18 protein-coding genes are annotated in these 16062 nt (G+C 46.6%); all 18 read left to right on the forward strand.

Annotated features, from left to right (window positions below; genetic code table 11):
- The first annotated feature begins 41 nt into the window (after positions 1-41).
- The 18 genes from AR543_RS11415 (at position 42) to rseP (ending at position 15788) form a co-directional block, all read left to right on the forward strand.
- Complete coding sequence (locus AR543_RS11415) at positions 42-2141, forward strand: chemotaxis protein CheA (RefSeq protein ID WP_060534469.1); 2100 nt, start codon at positions 42-44, stop codon at positions 2139-2141.
- A gap of 29 nt (positions 2142-2170) precedes the next feature.
- A complete protein-coding gene (locus AR543_RS11420) occupies positions 2171-2629 on the forward strand; it encodes a chemotaxis protein CheW (RefSeq protein WP_060534471.1) in 459 nt (152 codons plus the stop codon).
- Between the two features lie 3 nt (positions 2630-2632).
- Positions 2633-3259 (forward strand): chemotaxis protein CheC, encoded by a 627-nt coding sequence (locus tag AR543_RS11425; protein ID WP_060534482.1) that lies wholly within the window; start codon positions 2633-2635, stop codon positions 3257-3259.
- Positions 3252-3749, forward strand: coding sequence for a chemotaxis protein CheD (locus tag AR543_RS11430; RefSeq protein ID WP_060534484.1), 498 nt, complete (start codon positions 3252-3254; stop codon positions 3747-3749). The genes AR543_RS11425 and AR543_RS11430 overlap by 8 nt, the downstream gene beginning before the upstream one ends.
- 3 nt (positions 3750-3752) lie before the next feature.
- The gene (locus tag AR543_RS11435; RefSeq protein WP_060534486.1) at positions 3753-4196 is read left to right on the forward strand and encodes a hypothetical protein; all 444 of its coding nucleotides are present in this window, start codon (positions 3753-3755) and stop codon (positions 4194-4196) included.
- 15 nt (positions 4197-4211) lie between these two features.
- Entirely contained in the window at positions 4212-5000 is a 789-nt protein-coding gene (locus AR543_RS11440; RefSeq protein WP_060534488.1) for a FliA/WhiG family RNA polymerase sigma factor, read from the forward strand.
- A 32-nt stretch (positions 5001-5032) separates the two neighbouring features.
- On the forward strand, positions 5033-6439 hold the full coding sequence (locus AR543_RS11445; protein ID WP_060534492.1) for a flagellar assembly protein A: 1407 nt from the start codon (positions 5033-5035) through the stop codon (positions 6437-6439).
- Positions 6440-6465: 26 nt separating this feature from the next.
- Entirely contained in the window at positions 6466-6777 is a 312-nt protein-coding gene (locus tag AR543_RS11450; protein ID WP_060534495.1) for a hypothetical protein, read from the forward strand.
- Positions 6778-6827: 50 nt separating this feature from the next.
- Entirely contained in the window at positions 6828-7457 is a 630-nt protein-coding gene (locus AR543_RS11455) for a hypothetical protein (RefSeq protein WP_060534498.1), read from the forward strand.
- Positions 7454-8077, forward strand: coding sequence for a hypothetical protein (locus AR543_RS11460; RefSeq protein WP_060534500.1), 624 nt, complete (start codon positions 7454-7456; stop codon positions 8075-8077). Before AR543_RS11455 ends, AR543_RS11460 begins: the two co-directional genes overlap by 4 nt.
- Positions 8078-8299: 222 nt before the next feature.
- On the forward strand, positions 8300-8998 hold the full coding sequence (gene rpsB, locus AR543_RS11465) for a 30S ribosomal protein S2 (protein ID WP_017813707.1): 699 nt from the start codon (positions 8300-8302) through the stop codon (positions 8996-8998).
- Between the two features lie 254 nt (positions 8999-9252).
- Positions 9253-9903, forward strand: coding sequence for a translation elongation factor Ts (gene tsf / locus AR543_RS11470; RefSeq protein ID WP_046215389.1), 651 nt, complete (start codon positions 9253-9255; stop codon positions 9901-9903).
- Between the two features lie 197 nt (positions 9904-10100).
- Positions 10101-10829 (forward strand): UMP kinase, encoded by a 729-nt coding sequence (pyrH, locus tag AR543_RS11475; RefSeq protein ID WP_060534502.1) that lies wholly within the window; start codon positions 10101-10103, stop codon positions 10827-10829.
- Positions 10829-11383, forward strand: coding sequence for a ribosome recycling factor (gene frr, locus AR543_RS11480; RefSeq protein WP_060534504.1), 555 nt, complete (start codon positions 10829-10831; stop codon positions 11381-11383). The genes pyrH and frr overlap by 1 nt, the downstream gene beginning before the upstream one ends.
- A gap of 65 nt (positions 11384-11448) precedes the next feature.
- Entirely contained in the window at positions 11449-12213 is a 765-nt protein-coding gene (locus AR543_RS11485; RefSeq protein WP_060534506.1) for an undecaprenyl pyrophosphate synthase, read from the forward strand.
- Positions 12214-12259: 46 nt separating this feature from the next.
- Positions 12260-13060 (forward strand): phosphatidate cytidylyltransferase, encoded by an 801-nt coding sequence (locus tag AR543_RS11490; protein ID WP_060534508.1) that lies wholly within the window; start codon positions 12260-12262, stop codon positions 13058-13060.
- Between the two features lie 184 nt (positions 13061-13244).
- Positions 13245-14396 (forward strand): 1-deoxy-D-xylulose-5-phosphate reductoisomerase, encoded by a 1152-nt coding sequence (locus tag AR543_RS11495; RefSeq protein ID WP_060534510.1) that lies wholly within the window; start codon positions 13245-13247, stop codon positions 14394-14396.
- A gap of 120 nt (positions 14397-14516) precedes the next feature.
- Positions 14517-15788 (forward strand): RIP metalloprotease RseP, encoded by a 1272-nt coding sequence (gene rseP, locus AR543_RS11500; RefSeq protein WP_060534512.1) that lies wholly within the window; start codon positions 14517-14519, stop codon positions 15786-15788.
- Positions 15789-16062 lie beyond the last annotated feature (274 nt).

A 16062-nucleotide genomic window follows, 5' to 3' on the forward strand; every position in this document is an offset into this window, starting at 1 on the left:
ATAACAAGCATCATGTTACTTTATGGAGGAGGTGTCTCACGATGGACATGAATCAATATTTATCCATGTTTATTGATGAGTCGAACGATCATCTGCAGTCATTAAATGAAAAAATGCTGGAATTAGAAAGCAATCCCACTGACCTGGGTATTGTACAGGTTATCTTCCGCTCAGCGCATACGCTGAAAGGGATGGCCGCTACAATGGGATTCGAGGATCTGGCGGCATTGACGCACCAGATGGAAAACGTACTGGATCTGGTACGTAATGAAAAGCTCGCTATGCAGGAATTTATTTTTGATACCCTGTTCAAAGGATTGGATGCCCTTGAATCGATGGTACAGGATATTACACAGGGCGGCGAAGGTAAAGCCGATGTGACTGCAATTGTAGAATCCCTGCAGGCCATCGTACGCGGTGACATTCCTGCAGCAGGTGCTCCGGCAGCCGCAGCGGCTCCGACAGCTGCCCCGGCGGCGGCATCAACGATCGCAGTTAAAGACAGTAAAGGCATTCAACTGGACGAATTCCAGCAATCCGTCATCGAACAATCCATGGCAGAAGGCCATCAGGCGCTGTACATGGAAGTTGCTATCCGTGAAGATTGTCAGCTCAAAGCAGTTCGTGCCTATATGGTATTCGACCTGCTGGAGCGTTACGGTGATGTTATCAAGTCCGAACCTTCTACTCAGGATATCGAGCAGGACAAGTTCGAGCGCAGCTTCTCGCTGTACTATGTTACACAAAAAGATCCAGCCGAGCTGGAGCCGATGGTAACGAGCATTTCCGAAATCGAGAGTGTTAATGTAACGCGTCTGGATGCACAATCCCTCAAGGAAATGTCCGCTGCACCGGCAGCAGAGCCGGAAGCGACAGAAGCACCTGCTCCTGTGGCATCAACGCCTGCACCGGTACCTGCAGCAGCACCAGCTGCGCCGAAACCGGCAGCCGCTGCAGCTCCAAAAGCAGCCAAAGCACCGGCACCGGCACCATCACGTACGATTCGTGTCGATATCGATCGTCTCGATGTACTGATGAACCTGTTCAGCGAACTCCTGATCGACCGTGTTCGTCTGGAGCAGCTGGCTAGCGAAGTTAAAGTTCCGGCTCTGACAGATACCGTAGAGCATATGGGACGTGTAAGTACAGATTTGCAAAATATCGTCCTCAAGCTGCGGATGGTACCAGTAGATACAGTATTCAACCGCTTCCCTCGTATGGTACGCGACCTTGCTAAATCGCTTGATAAAAAGCTGGATCTGATTATTATCGGCTCTGAAACTGAGCTGGATCGTACGGTTATCGACGAGATTGGCGATCCGCTTGTCCATTTGCTTCGCAACTCGGTAGACCATGGTGTAGAACCGGTCGCTGATCGTATTGCAGCCGGCAAAGAAGAGACAGGTACCGTCAAGCTGAGTGCTTTCCACAGCGGTAACCACGTATTTATCGAAATTGAGGATGATGGCCGCGGAATTAACCGTGAGAATGTTCTCAACAAAGCAATCAAAAATGGTATCGTGTCGCAGGATGTAGCCAACACGATGAAGGACGAGGAAGTGTACCAGCTTCTGTTTGCTCCGGGATTCAGTACGGCTGAGGTGATCTCTGACGTATCCGGACGCGGTGTTGGTCTGGATGTCGTTAAATCCAAAATCACTTCCCTAGGCGGCCATGTAATGGTCACTTCCGAACTTGGAAAAGGAACGAAGTTCTCCGTACAGCTGCCACTGACACTGTCCATTATTTCCGCAATGCTGATCCGCGTTGGATCGGAGAAATATGCGATTCCACTGACTTCAATTGTGGAAACCGGCATCATCAAAGCGAAGCAGGTACGTGATCTGCATGGCAGTCAGCTGATTCCTTATCGTGATACGCATATCCCGCTTCTGTCCCTTAGCCGCGTATTTGAAGTTCCTGACTTCGATGAGCGCGAAGAGGAAGAAACCGAGATTGTTGTTATCCGCAAAGGTGACAAACTGGCAGCCATTGCAGTAGAAAACTTCATCGGCCAGAACGAAATCGTTCTAAAAAGCCTGGGAAGTTACCTGCCGGAAACACGCGGCATCTCCGGTGCAACTATTTTGGGAGACGGCCAGGTTGCTTTGATTATTGATCCGAATGCATTTATCAAATAATGCAGCCCATTATTGAGGAGGATTTACCCATGGATGAATTAAAAGTTATTGTTTTCAAACTAGCAACAGAAGAATACGGTATCGAAGTAGATAAAGTACAGACGATCGAACGTATGATGCCGATCACCCGCGTTCCGAAAACACTTGGTTTTGTAAAAGGTGTAATCAATCTGCGCGGTGTGGTTATTCCGGTCATCGACCTGCGCGGCCGTTTCAACCTGCCAGCTCAGGAATATAATGACCAGACACGTATCATTATCGTGGAAGTCGAGAAAATGCAGGTCGGCTTTATCGTGGATTCCGCAAACGATGTGGTAGATATCAAACGCAGCAGCATTGAAAAACCGCCTGAAGTGGTAGGCGGCGTCAAAGCCAGATATCTGGATGGTGTAGCAAAGCTTGATGAAGAACGGCTGCTGGTTATGCTCAATCTTCCGGAAGTGCTGGACAAGACCGAAGTCGTCCAGCTGGAAAGCATCGAGGACTAATATATGGACCTGTTCAAAAGACTTGAAGGGTTCAAAATGGATGTGCTCAAAGAAGTGGGGAATATCGGGGCAGGCAATGCAGCCACTGCCCTCTCCCAGCTTCTGGACAAGCCCATCGATATGGCAGTACCCAAAGTGCAGATTCTTCCTTTCGAGCAGATCGCCGATAAAGTGGGCGGTCCGGAACAAATCGTTCTGGCTATCTTTTTCCGGGTGGAAGGGGAAGCGCCGGGTAATCTGTTTTTCGTACTGACCCCGGAGGCAGGCAAAGGCTTACTGCATCGTATGGCAGGTATTGAAGCCAGCGATGAAGAATTTTTTACGGAAATGGAGCAGTCAGCACTCGCAGAAATTGGTAATATATTAGCAGGGTCCTATTTATCGTCCCTCGCCGACTTTACCGGTTTGTCCATGAGCCCTACCGTTCCGGGACTGTCAATGGACATGGCAGGTGCTATTCTGAATTACGGACTTCTCCAGTTCGGTCAAATGGGTGATGATGCCCTGCTGATCGATACCACATTCCTGGAAGGGAATGAAGAAGTAGAGGGACAGTTTTTCCTGATTCCGGATCCCGAATCATTTGATAAAATATTTAAATCGTTAGGAGTTCCGCTCCAAGATGATTGAAGAACAAAATGTCGTCAAAGTAGGTATGGCCGATTTGAACGTCGTGAAGACATCCGGAATTATTCGAACGACGGGATTGGGGTCGTGTGTTGGCCTTACGCTGTATGACAAAAATGTTCAACTTGCCGGTATGGCCCATGTCATGTTGCCTTCTTCGGAGATCGCGCGCGAAGGACAGCTCAATATTGCAAAGTATGCAGATACGGCTCTACCGGAACTGCTGAAAAGAATGACGGATATGGGTGCCATACGCTCACGCCTGGTCGCCAAAATGGCTGGCGGCGCACAGATGTTTACTTTTTCGAGTGGCGGTGATCACATGCGGATTGGTCCTCGCAATGTGGAAGCCTGTAAATTATTTTTAAAAGAGTATAATATCCCCTTACTTGCCGAAGATACGGGCGCGAATTACGGACGTACCATTGAAATGAATTGTATTACTGGTATGTTGTCGATTCGAAGTGTACAAATGGGTAAGAAGGAAATATAGGGGATGGCAGGGAATACTAAACTTAACCTCTGGTTTGGGATAGTGGGGTTTGTAATTACCTTCCTTGTCTCTTTTGGAAATAATTTATGGACCACAAGTCTCTTTAGAGGAATATTAGGATTTGTAGTGTGGTTCCTGCTGGCATTTGTACTGCGCTTTATTCTGGGGATTCTTGCGAATCCCGCAGGCGCAGTACCGAAAATGCCGACCGGGGACGATGTACCAACTCAACAGGAGCTTTCTCAGGACGATCAGGACAGAGGAAGCCGTTTTGATGTTGTGACACCTGATCAGGACAACGAGTTACATGATTTGCTGACACCGAAGCCAGCAGATTCAGGGCCAAAGGACGAATTTGCTCCTCTCAACCCTCCCAAACTGGTTTCAACCAAGCAACAAGATCCAGAGGAATTGGCGAAGGCTGTACGCCATCTGACACAAAAGTAAGGAGGGTGAAAGCAATTGAGCGAGCAAAAAGGAAGTCATCTTAACCACATCGAATTATGGATCCAATGGAAAGAACACGGCGATGTAGAAGCCAAAAAAAGACTGATTGAAAACCATCTCGGTACCGTTGAATATGTCTCAAGCCGCCTTGCTATCGGTCTCCCCAAAAATGTATCCAAAGATGACCTGATGAGTAATGGGGTCATGGGATTAATCGATGCTATCGAAAAATTTGATTATAAACGCGGTCTGCAATTTGAAACGTATGCGTCTTGGCGCGTAAGAGGCGCGATTCTGGACGGATTAAGACAAGGGGACTGGGTTCCTCGTTCGGTACGTGAAAAAGCCCGCAAAATCGAAGATGCTTATCAACAGCTGGAACAAAAGTATATGCGCTCCGTTTCGGATGCAGAAATCAGCAACTTCCTTGATGTCAGTGAACGTGAATTCCAGACGATGCTGCAGGATGTCGCAGTAATGTCTATCACCTCGCTGGAAGATCCGATTCGTGAAGAGGAATCCGAAACACGGATGTCTCTGATCGTGGATGAAAAAGCCAAAAATCCGGATCGTTCCGTCAATGATTTCGTACTGAAAGATCTGCTGATGAAAGGGATCGAAAAGCTTACAGAAAAAGAAAGAACGGTTGTCTCACTACTTTATTATGAAGACCTATCACTTAGTGAAATCGCAGAAGTTATGTCATTATCTCCATCCCGGATTTCGCAATTGCATTCCAAGGCAATTCTTCGTCTCCGTGGAGCGCTTGACAAACAAAGAGGTCTGTTAATGCAGGATATGTGAACGCCGCTATAAGCAGGAAAGGGGAATATGGCGTGACCTCTCAACTATTGCTGGACGAATATCTAAAGCTTAGCTTTTCGAATGATAAGTCCGTAGCGTATCTGGAACTTACGAAACACAATGAACAGTTTGAATGTACTGCTGAACAACTGGAGGGATTTTTGCGTACACAGGGAGTAACCTACGGTATACGTATGGATGAACTGCAAAAGATTGCCCTTCAGCCGGAACAATATGCTTCAGAAGCTATCGCAGTAGCCTATGGAATCAAACCGGTTAATGGGATCGACGGCAAAATTCAATACAAGGTATCACTGGACTCCAATCCAAGAAGACCACTTGAGACAGAAGACGGAAAAGTGGACTACAAAGAAATTATACGTCTTAACAATGCAATGAAAGGGCAGCTGATTGCCGAGAAAGTCGATCCGCAGCCCGGCGAGCCTGGCGTAGATGTGAGTGGCGAGCCCATTCCGTACAAACCTGGCAAGGAAGCACGATTCAAGATCGGCAAAAATATTGTGCTGAATCCGGAACAGACGGCTATGTATGCAGCGATTGACGGAATGATTTCACGTACAGATAACGGCAAAATCAACGTATTTCCCGTTTATGAAGTAAATGGGGATATTGATTACCATACAGGCAATATCGATTTTGTGGGAACCGTTGTTATTCGCGGTAATGTACTTTCCAATTTCCGGGTAAAAGCATCCGGAGATATCCGGGTCGTGGGCGGAGTGGAAGGGGCCGAACTGGAAGCCGGTGGTTCCATCGAAATTACAGGTGGCATCATTGGCTACCATAAAGGTCTTATCAAAGCTGCAGTAGATGTAAAAACCGGCTTTATTCAGGATGGTTATGTACAGGCAGGCGAATCGGTTATTGTCTCCCAGAGTATTATGCATTCCCAGGTACAGGCGGGTAACAGCATATTCTGTAATGGCCCCAAAGGTCTCGTAGTAGGCGGGCATCTACAGGCAGGCGAGATTATTGTCGCACGCACGATTGGAAATACGGCCTATACCGTAACAGAATTGGAAGTAGGCGTACTACCAGAACTGCGCAACCAGCTCGTCACTCTGAGAAACGAGCTCAAAACGCATATGGAAAATCTCGATAAAACCGAAAAAGCACTGAATTTGCTGGATCAATTGGCTGCAGTCGGACAGCTTGGAGCTGATAAAATGGCGCTGCGTATCAAACTATCGGCGACCAAAAAAAGTCAGCTTCGCGAGCGCGACGATATCAAGGACAGCATACTCAATATCGAGAGAACGCTGGAGCAGTCCATTCATGCAAAAATTGAGGTTGTTCATACGATTTATGGAGGATCCAAGCTGGTCATTGGCCGTTATACCAAGTATATTAAAGATACGGCACAGCGCGTTCACTTCATTTTCGAAAATGGAGACATCGCAATGCTGTCCAATCACTAATTAAATTGTGAGGGCAGGTGTACGTTATGGGAATGAGAGCTGTAGAATTGCAGATTGCTGTACCTCGTACAAGTGAAGCAGGAAAGATTCAACAGGAGCATCTTATGCGTCCGGCGCTGGAACAGTCGATGCTTTCGGATCAGCTGAACGAGCAGGCAGACCGTATGCGTACACGAAGCGATGGAGTAAAGGAGTCTTCCTCCGCCTCTATTCACGACGGCCATCCCGGTGAGCAGCATGCTTCCGGTAGGCAGCACGAGCAGGAAGAGGGCGCTGTTCATGAGCCTGTTGCTGCGGAACATCCATACAAGGGTAAACATATCGACCTGTCCTTTTAAAGACAGGTTTTGTTTGCCATTCCAAGACATAATTATTAGGGTGAGTAAATATGGGCGAGTTTCCGCCGTGGGTATACATTGTAATTATTGGAGCCATTGCCGTAGTATACGGTATTATGATTCCCAAAAGAAGTAATGCCAAAACAGCAGATACAGCTGTATCCGCCACCGTGGAAAAAGTCGAAGATACGCTGGAACATTATATGACCGAAATCGAAAAAGAAAACGAAGAAATCATCGATCTGGTCTCCCAGATCAAACAGGAGTCGACAGCCAAGCAGCTTGCCCTTCAGGAACAGGTAAGCGAGATGAGGCAACGTCTGATGGAACTGGAACAGAAGGCGGCTGTCGCTCCCGTACAGCCGGTTTACCAGCCGATCCCTGTAGTGCCAGCCGGAATAGAGATAGCGGCCGCACCAGCGGAAATGAAAGGGTTTAACCAGCAGGGAGAAGCGCTGCGCCAATCGGCCGCACGCATGATGGAAGAGCAAGCTGCTGCATCTCCTGTACAGAAAGAAGTGGAAGAAACATCGGCCGAAAAAATTCAGAATCGTTATCCCGAATTATTCAAGCTGCATGAGAGCGGCAAGTCTGTTGACACTATTGCCAAAGCGGTCGGGTTGCAGCGCGGCGAAGTACTGCTGATTCTGCAGCTGGCCAAACAGGAGGAACAATCGTGATCAAAAACCGCTCTTTTATTATTGGAATAGGTATAGGTATGATTGTAGGAGCAATCCTGCTGCAAATCATGAATATCGGCAAGGGTCAGACGATGATGAACGGAAGCCAGCTTACACCCGAGCAGATTCAGGAAGCCGCACAGGCTCAAAATATGCAGGTGTTTGCTGCAAATCAAAAAGTATATACAAGCGAGCAGTGGAAGCAGCTTGAGGCGGAAGAGGCGGCCAAAAAAGCGGAAGCTCAAAAAGGAAGCAAATCTTCTTCAACCAAGGAACCTACAGCACCAACAAGCCCGGAGCAGCCAAAGGCATCGACTAATGAGTCTACTACTCAGCCCAAGCAGCCTTCGAGTACCAGTACTACCAAGACGCAGCAATCCAAAACACCTGCTTCTCCTCAATCTCCCAATGTGAGTTTTACGATTAATCCCGGCGAGAATCTGGATGATGTAGCCTTTTCACTCAAAAAAGAAGGACTGATCGGTAGTCAGAGTGAATTTATTAATAAGGCTACAGAACGCAAGGCAAATACCAAGCTGCAGGTAGGTACGTTCGAGATCGGAAACAAACAGGATTACGATGATATTATCAGTATTATTACAGGACAGCCATCTTCATGAGACGTTGCGAAAAGCAGCATGAAGGTGGCTGTTTTTCTGCTTGGAATACAATGAATCGATATTGGGTATTGCGCATTGTAAGAGCCTTATGATATATTAATTGGTGGTGTTAAAACACACGCTTTCTGATTTCAGGCAAAGGTGCTTTTCAACGAAAAGTCTTGCCGAAAGTGGACGAGAGCGGAGGCACACAAAAAAACCAAATCTTAGGAGGAAACACAAATGGCAGTTATTTCCATGAAACAGCTTTTGGAAGCTGGCGTACATTTCGGACACCAGACTCGTCGCTGGAACCCAAAAATGGATCGTTACATCTTTACAGAAAGAAACGGAATTTACATCATCGACCTGCAAAAAACAGTTAAAAAAGTTGATGAAGCTTACAACTTCGTAAAATCCGTAGCAGCTGACGGCGGTACTGTACTGTTCGTTGGTACTAAAAAACAAGCTCAAGATTCCGTTAAGGAAGAAGCTGAGCGCGCAGGTCAATTCTACATCAACCAACGTTGGTTGGGTGGTACACTGACTAACTTCGAAACGATCCAAAAACGTATCAACCGTCTGAAAGAACTGGAAAAATGGGAAGAAGACGGTACTTTCGAAGTACTGCCTAAAAAAGAAGTAATCCTGCTTCGCAAAGAGAAAGATCGTCTGGAGAAATTCCTGGGCGGTATCAAAAACATGAGAGGCCTGCCTAGCGCCCTGTTCATCATCGATCCTCGTAAAGAGCGTATTGCTGTAGCAGAAGCTCGCAAACTGGGTATCCCAATCGTAGGTATCGTTGATACTAACTGTGATCCGGACGAAATCGACTATGTAATTCCAGGTAACGATGACGCGATTCGCGCGGTTAAATTGCTGACTGGAAAAATGGCTGATGCGGTTATCGAAGCTAACCAAGGCGAGCAAACTACTGCATAATTAGCTGATCACGCATTAACATGGCAATGAAGATTGCGTAAAAATAAAAGGGTGGTTGGTAGGTGTATAGCCTTTCACTGCCCTTTTTTTAAGATATCAGAGGAATTGCAAATTCAATTTCCTGATGAAATATGGTAAGCTTCTACTGGGTGTATCCCGTTAAAGGATACCAGGGTGAAAAACGGTCGGCAGCATATCATGATGCAGATCGAATGGATGTTACTTAAATACTCAATTATATGGAGGTCACAATAATGGCAGTTAGTGCAAGCGCAGTAAAAGAGCTTCGTGAAAAAACAGGCGCAGGTATGCTGGATTGTAAGAAAGCACTGGAAGAAACAGGCGGCGACATCGCAAAAGCGGTAGACGTACTGCGTGAAAAAGGTCTGTCTGCAGCAGCAAACAAAGCTGGCCGTGCAGCAACTGAAGGTACTGTAGAATCCTACATCCACGCTGGCGGACGTATCGGCGTACTGGTAGAAATCAACTGCGAAACTGACTTCGTAGGTAAAACAGATCAATTCAAATCTTTCGCTCGCGACATCGCTATGCAAATCGCAGCAGCTAACCCGCTGTATGTTCGTCGTGAAGAAGTACCTGCTGAAGCGATCGAAAAAGAAAAAGAAATCCTGAAAGCACAAGCTCTGAACGAAGGCAAGCCTGAGAAAATCGTTGAAAAAATGGTTGAAGGCCGCATCAACAAGTACTATGAAGAGTACTGCCTGCTGGAGCAATCTTTCGTTAAAGATCCAGACAAAACAATTAGCCAGCTGCTGAACGAAAAAATCAGCACTATCGGTGAAAATATCTCTATCCGTCGTTTTGCCCGTTTCGAACTGGGTGAAGGCCTGGAGAAAAAAGAAGACAACTTTGTTGAAGAAGTTATGGCACAGGTTAACCGCTAATCCGAATTCATCTCGGGTTGCATCACCGGAAAACGATTCAGTAATAACAAACAAGGAGGGGACACAGACTGTGTTCCTTCTTTTGTAAGATCGTTTAATTACGGCAGCCTGGAAGTGGAACCGGAACAGATCAAAAGACATCCTATAGCCGGTTATACCGCTATCAGAACTAAATTCGCAAAGTGGAGGGTATGAATTTGAATAAGCCTGTATTTAAAAGAGTGGTCTTAAAGGTCAGTGGTGAGTCGCTGTCAGGTATGACGGGGTACGGCATTGAAGCAGATATGATTTCTTCGATCGCTAATCAGATCAAGGAAGTTGTTGCGCTAGGAGTAGAGGTAGCAGTAGTATGCGGCGGCGGTAACATCTGGCGCGGTATTGCAGGCAGTGCGAATGGAATCGACCGTGCAACGGCGGATTACATGGGCATGCTGGCTACTGTAATGAACTCGCTGGCTCTGCAGGATGCTTTGGAGCAAATTGATGTTCCAACACGTGTACAGACATCGATCGCAATGCAGCAGATCGCCGAGCCATATATCCGTAGAAGAGCTATCCGTCATCTGGAAAAGGGACGTGTTGTTATCTTCGCAGCCGGAACAGGTAATCCATTCTTCTCCACAGATACAACAGCAGCACTGCGTGCAGCTGAGATCGAAGCAGAAGTTATTTTGATGGCTAAAAACAAAGTCGATGGTGTGTATTCGGCAGATCCATTCAAGGACCCGACCGCCGTCAAATTTGAACAGCTTACATACATGGAAGTGCTTAATCAGAATCTGGGCGTTATGGATTCGACAGCGTCTTCTCTGTGTATGGATAATAATATCCCGCTAATTGTATTCGCCATTACGGAACAGGGAAATATTAAACGAGTCGTACTCGGTGAGAAGATCGGTACGGTTGTTAAAGGGAGTGTAGATTAATGCCTCAATCGGTTAAAAAAAGTGCAGAAGATCGTATGCAAAAAGCGATTCAAGCTCTGAGCCGTGACCTGGCTACACTGCGCGCCGGACGCGCAGCACCATCCATTCTGGATCGTGTACAGGTAGAATATTATGGCTCCATGACGCCTCTGAATCAATTGGCCAATATCAGTACACCGGATTCCCGTACACTGCTGATTCAGCCGTGGGACAAATCCTCTTTGTCCGATATTGAACGTGCTATCATGAAATCGGATCTCGGACTGACTCCAGCCAATGATGGTAACATCATTCGTCTGTCGATTCCGGCGCTGACTGAAGAGCGTCGTGCCGAGCTGGTCAAACTGACGAAAAAATTCGGTGAAGAGTCCAAAGTAGCTATCCGTAATATTCGCCGCGATGCGAATGATGATATCAAAAAGCTGGAAAAAACGGATATTTCGGAAGATGAATCCCGTGGTCATCAGGAAGATGTACAAAAGCTGACAGACCGCTTCATCAAAGAAGTTGACAACGTATTGGCTGCGAAAGAAAAAGAGATTATGGAAGTGTAAGAGACTGGCGACCCCTCCGAACTGGTGGGGTTTGTCTCTTTTCACTACTGCATGGAGGAAAAGTGATGTTCAAGCGTGTTCGCTCATGGTGGGAAAAAGAAGAGCAACAAAGTTCCGGCGAACTTTCGCAGGAGAATATTCCACAGCATATTGCCATTATTATGGATGGAAATGGACGCTGGGCGAAAAGTTTGGGTATGCCGCGCGTAATCGGGCATCAAAACGGAATGAAAGCTGTAAAGCGTGCCACCATTGCTGCAGATGAACTTGGAGTCAAATACTTGACCATGTATGCTTTCTCAACAGAAAACTGGAAAAGACCCAGAGAAGAAGTGGATTTTCTGATGAAACTTCCCGGGGAATTTGTAGCTACAGAGCTTGAAGAACTGGTTGAGAAAAATGTACAGGTCCGATTAATGGGCGATAAAAGTGTACTACCTTCCTTTACGCTGGAGCCTCTGGAAAAAGCAATTCGCGATACCGCACACAACACGGGACTCGTATTAACCTTTGCCATGAACTATGGCAGTCGGATTGAAATTACAGAAGGTGTAAAAAAGATGGTAGAGGCTGTTCAAAACGGTACGATGTCTATAGAAGATATCAACCCCGATACATTTGGTACCGTACTGCAATCGTCAAGTCTGCCCGATCCTGATCTGTTGATCCGTACCAGTGGAGAACTTCGGCTGAGCAATTTTATGCTCTGGCAGCTGGCTTACAGTGAATTATGGTTTACACCGATTTACTGGCCGGAATTTGGCAAAGAACATATGATTGAAGCAGTAGCAGAATATCAGCGCAGAATACGGAGGTATGGCGGTCTCTAGTAGTACCGGCGAACGTTCTGTATGTTGTTCGGATGGAGGATGGATTGTGAAAGAGCGGATAATCACTGGTATTATAGCTGCAGCCGTATATGTCAGCTTTTGCCTGCTTGGAGGCTACGCTTACCAGGGCTTGATACTGGCAATGGCTCTAATTGGATATTATGAATTTGTAACCATGACAAAGGCGGCTCCATTCGGAGCACCGGCGGTGATCGGCTACATTAGTGTCGCGTATATGCTCTTTCCCTGGACACTAATGAATCTGACACCGCCATTGTCCGTTGATCACAGTATTTGGATTTTGATGCTTTTATTGCTGTCCATTACTGTGATATCCAAGAATAATCTGGATATTAAACAAATGGCACTTCTGTTCATTGGAGCCTTTTATATAGGTACAGGTTTTGCTTATATTGCATACACACGTCAGGCACCGGATGGCCATGGCTTATATTGGACATTTGTTCTGCTGGCATCTATCTGGGCGAGTGATATTGGCGCATATTTTACAGGGAAAGCGCTGGGCAAACGCAAGCTCTGGCCTTCGATCAGCCCGAACAAAACGATTGAAGGTGCGATTGGAGGAATATGTTGGGCGATTGTAGTCGCAATTGTGTTCTCATTGATGTCGCCAACATTATTCCCGCTCTGGATTGCCGTCCTGATCGGTGTAGCAGCATCTATTGTAGGACAGATGGGTGATCTAATTCAGTCCGCATACAAGCGTATCTACGGAATCAAGGATTCGGGCAAAATACTGCCTGGACATGGAGGCATCCTGGATCGCTGTGATAGCTGGCTGATGGTATTTCCGTTTGTGCATATTTTGATGTTAATGCCTTATTGATACAGAAGGAGAACGGTTTACGCAGTTCTCCTTCTTTTCGCTGGAAAATAAACATTACCAGGCGTAGATACTGCCAGATTCGCGGACAATTTTATAAAATGATATGGTTTATGCTAAACAAGATGGTTGGGTCTGCGTGAAATATGCCAGTACTCAAGCAAATGAAAAGCAGATGGAGGACAGAATGAAAAAGATAGCAATTCTTGGTTCAACCGGTTCGATCGGTACCCAGACGCTGGATGTAGTACGTGCCCATCCGGAAGCCTTTCAGGTGGAAGGAATAGCGGCAGGTACCAATGTAGAGCTGGTTATACAGCAGGCGAATGAATTCCATCCTCGAATCGTCTCTGTAGGCACAAAAGAACTGGCAGAACAGATTCGGCATCAGCTGCCTGCAGGAACACAGGTATATTACGGTGAACAGGGACTGATCGAAGTTGCTGCAGGCACCGAAGCACATACTGTGGTTACAGCGGTAATGGGCAGCATGGGTCTGCCATCGACGCTGGCAGCGATCGAGGCAGGCAAGACGATTGGTCTGGCTAACAAAGAAACCCTCGTTACAGCAGGCCATCTGGTTACCGAACGTGCCCGTCAAAAAGGAGTGCAACTGCTGCCGATTGACAGTGAGCATTCGGCTCTTTTCCAGTCACTAAATGGAGAACCGCGTGAACGGATTGCCCAGCTGACATTAACAGCGTCAGGCGGTTCGTTTCGTGATCGTACCCGTGCAGAGTTACATGGCGTAACGGTCGCTGATGCGCTCAAGCATCCCAACTGGTCGATGGGAGCCAAAATCACTATCGATTCCGCCAGTATGGCCAACAAAGGGCTTGAAGTGATCGAGGCTCACTGGTTGTTTGATATGCCTTACGATCAGATTTCGGTGTTGCTGCATCCAGAGAGTATTATTCACTCGTTTGTGGAATTTGTGGATACGAGCATTATTGCACAGCTGGGCAATCCGGATATGAGAGTACCTATCCAGTATGCATTGACTTATCCGGATCGTCAGTCTTCCCCTTCTTCGCGATTATCGCTTGCACAGGTAGGCCAGTTGAATTTCAAGGAGATGGATTACGAGCGTTTCCCTTGTCTGCGAATGGCCTTTGAAGCAGGACGGCTGGGCGGAACAGCTCCTACCGTATTTAATGCAGCCAATGAAGTGGCTGTCGCACGATTCCTCAAAGGAGAGATTGCGTTCCTGACAATAGAGGATATTATTGCAGATGCACTGGAACGTCACCAGACAACAGCCAATCCAGAACTGGAAGTTATCCAGAGTGTCGATCAGGAGACGCGTGCACAAGCAATGGCTTTTTCCGAAAAGGTATAATTTCCAATTAAAGTAATTTGTCATGTTGTCTTCGCCAGCTATGCTTGTATATAGCCTTACAGAAATGATAATCTAATAGTAAGACCTTCGGTCGCAAGCATAAAAGGAGGATTTGGCAATTTGGAGACACTTCAACGAATTATTATGATTGTACTCATGTTTTTTACGATCGTGACTGTGCATGAGTGGGGACACTATTTCTTTGCCAAACGTGCCGGTGTACTGGTACGGGAATTTGCGATAGGATTTGGCCCCAAGCTTTTTTCATATAAAAGAAACGAGACGGTATTTACACTTCGTCTGCTGCCATTTGGTGGATATGCCCGTATGGCCGGTGAAGATCCGGAACTGGCAGAGATTCAGCCGGGTCAGACGATAGCGGTACGTACATCGGACAATGTCGTTAAGACTATTTTTGTAGACCAACTGGATAACCGTAAAAATGTAATCCGTGGTGAGGTACAGTCGATTGATCTGGTTGACGATCTAAAAATTGTGATGGATGTGGATGGCGAAGTTCAGACTTTTGCTGTTCATCCACAGGCCATGATGATGGCAAGAGGACAGGAAATTCAGATCGCACCGCGCAATCGCCACTTTAATAGTGCTTCGGTTGGACAGCGTGCATTGTCTATTTTTGCAGGCCCTGCCATGAACTTTATTCTGGCTATTGTGCTCTGTCTGGTTTATGTACGTATGGTTGGCGTACCGATGGAAAATCCCAGAGGTATCGAACTTACGCAGGTGATGGGCGACGGAGCAGCGGCAGAAGCCGGTCTGCAAAAAGGCGATCTGGTAGAGAAAATCAACGGATCACCGGTTGGAAGCGATCCACAGACTTTGGTCAAACTTGTTCAGGAATCACCAAACAAGCCAATGCAGTGGGTAGTTGAACGTGACGGTCAGGAACAGACGGTTACGGTTACGCCAAAACCGGATGCCAGCAATATTGGTAAAATCGGAGTTATACCCAACGTAGAAACACGTAGTGCAACGATCGGAGAGACATTTAAATATGCCGGTCAATCTTTTGTAGATATGAGTGGACTCATTCTGGAAGGTCTCAAGAGATTGATTTTTGGGCAATTTGAATTGGATCAGCTGGCTGGACCAGTAGGCACTATTCAAGCGACTAATGATGTGGCTAAAATGGGAATTGAACAGATGATCCGCTGGACAGCCATTATTAGTATCAACCTAGGGATTTTCAATCTGCTTCCTATTCCGGCACTGGATGGTAGTCGCCTGATCTTTATCTTTGTAGAATGGATTCGCCGTAAACCGCTGGATCCGGGCAAGGAAGGTCTTGTACATGTTATTGGATTCGCGATGCTGTTCCTGCTCATGATTGCAGTGACGTACAATGATATTCTGAGACTAATCCGCGGTTAACGGCAAAGAAGCAGTAAGCCGAACAATTTGTGAAATGACTTGTTAATTTAACAGGTTCAGGATACTATTTGTTTGATGGTTTATGAATCAGGCAAATGCAGCATCCATACAAGCAGCAGAGAGAAGCAGAAGAGTCGAACAGAAATGCAGCTGTACGCTTTGAAGCCCTTCAGGCGGATTGCATTTCATCACTCTTTTGCTTCTTTGTCTGAAAGGGTTCAACAAGTTCTGCCAATCGTGCTACAATAGATAAAAATACGTTGGTGAACACTGC

The organism is Paenibacillus bovis (assembly GCF_001421015.2).
Classification (GTDB): Bacteria; Bacillota; Bacilli; order Paenibacillales; family Paenibacillaceae; genus Saccharibacillus; species Saccharibacillus bovis.

Coding starts and splice junctions, on each gene's coding strand:
- AR543_RS11415 (WP_060534469.1), top strand. CDS start 42: ATGGACATGAATCAATATTTATCCATGTTTATTGATGAGTCGAACGAT.
- AR543_RS11420 (WP_060534471.1), top strand. CDS start 2,171: ATGGATGAATTAAAAGTTATTGTTTTCAAACTAGCAACAGAAGAATAC.
- AR543_RS11425 (WP_060534482.1), top strand. CDS start 2,633: ATGGACCTGTTCAAAAGACTTGAAGGGTTCAAAATGGATGTGCTCAAA.
- AR543_RS11430 (WP_060534484.1), top strand. CDS start 3,252: ATGATTGAAGAACAAAATGTCGTCAAAGTAGGTATGGCCGATTTGAAC.
- AR543_RS11435 (WP_060534486.1), top strand. CDS start 3,753: ATGGCAGGGAATACTAAACTTAACCTCTGGTTTGGGATAGTGGGGTTT.
- AR543_RS11450 (WP_060534495.1), top strand. CDS start 6,466: ATGGGAATGAGAGCTGTAGAATTGCAGATTGCTGTACCTCGTACAAGT.
- AR543_RS11455 (WP_060534498.1), top strand. CDS start 6,828: ATGGGCGAGTTTCCGCCGTGGGTATACATTGTAATTATTGGAGCCATT.
- rpsB (WP_017813707.1), top strand. CDS start 8,300: ATGGCAGTTATTTCCATGAAACAGCTTTTGGAAGCTGGCGTACATTTC.
- tsf (WP_046215389.1), top strand. CDS start 9,253: ATGGCAGTTAGTGCAAGCGCAGTAAAAGAGCTTCGTGAAAAAACAGGC.
- frr (WP_060534504.1), top strand. CDS start 10,829: ATGCCTCAATCGGTTAAAAAAAGTGCAGAAGATCGTATGCAAAAAGCG.
- AR543_RS11485 (WP_060534506.1), top strand. CDS start 11,449: ATGTTCAAGCGTGTTCGCTCATGGTGGGAAAAAGAAGAGCAACAAAGT.
- AR543_RS11495 (WP_060534510.1), top strand. CDS start 13,245: ATGAAAAAGATAGCAATTCTTGGTTCAACCGGTTCGATCGGTACCCAG.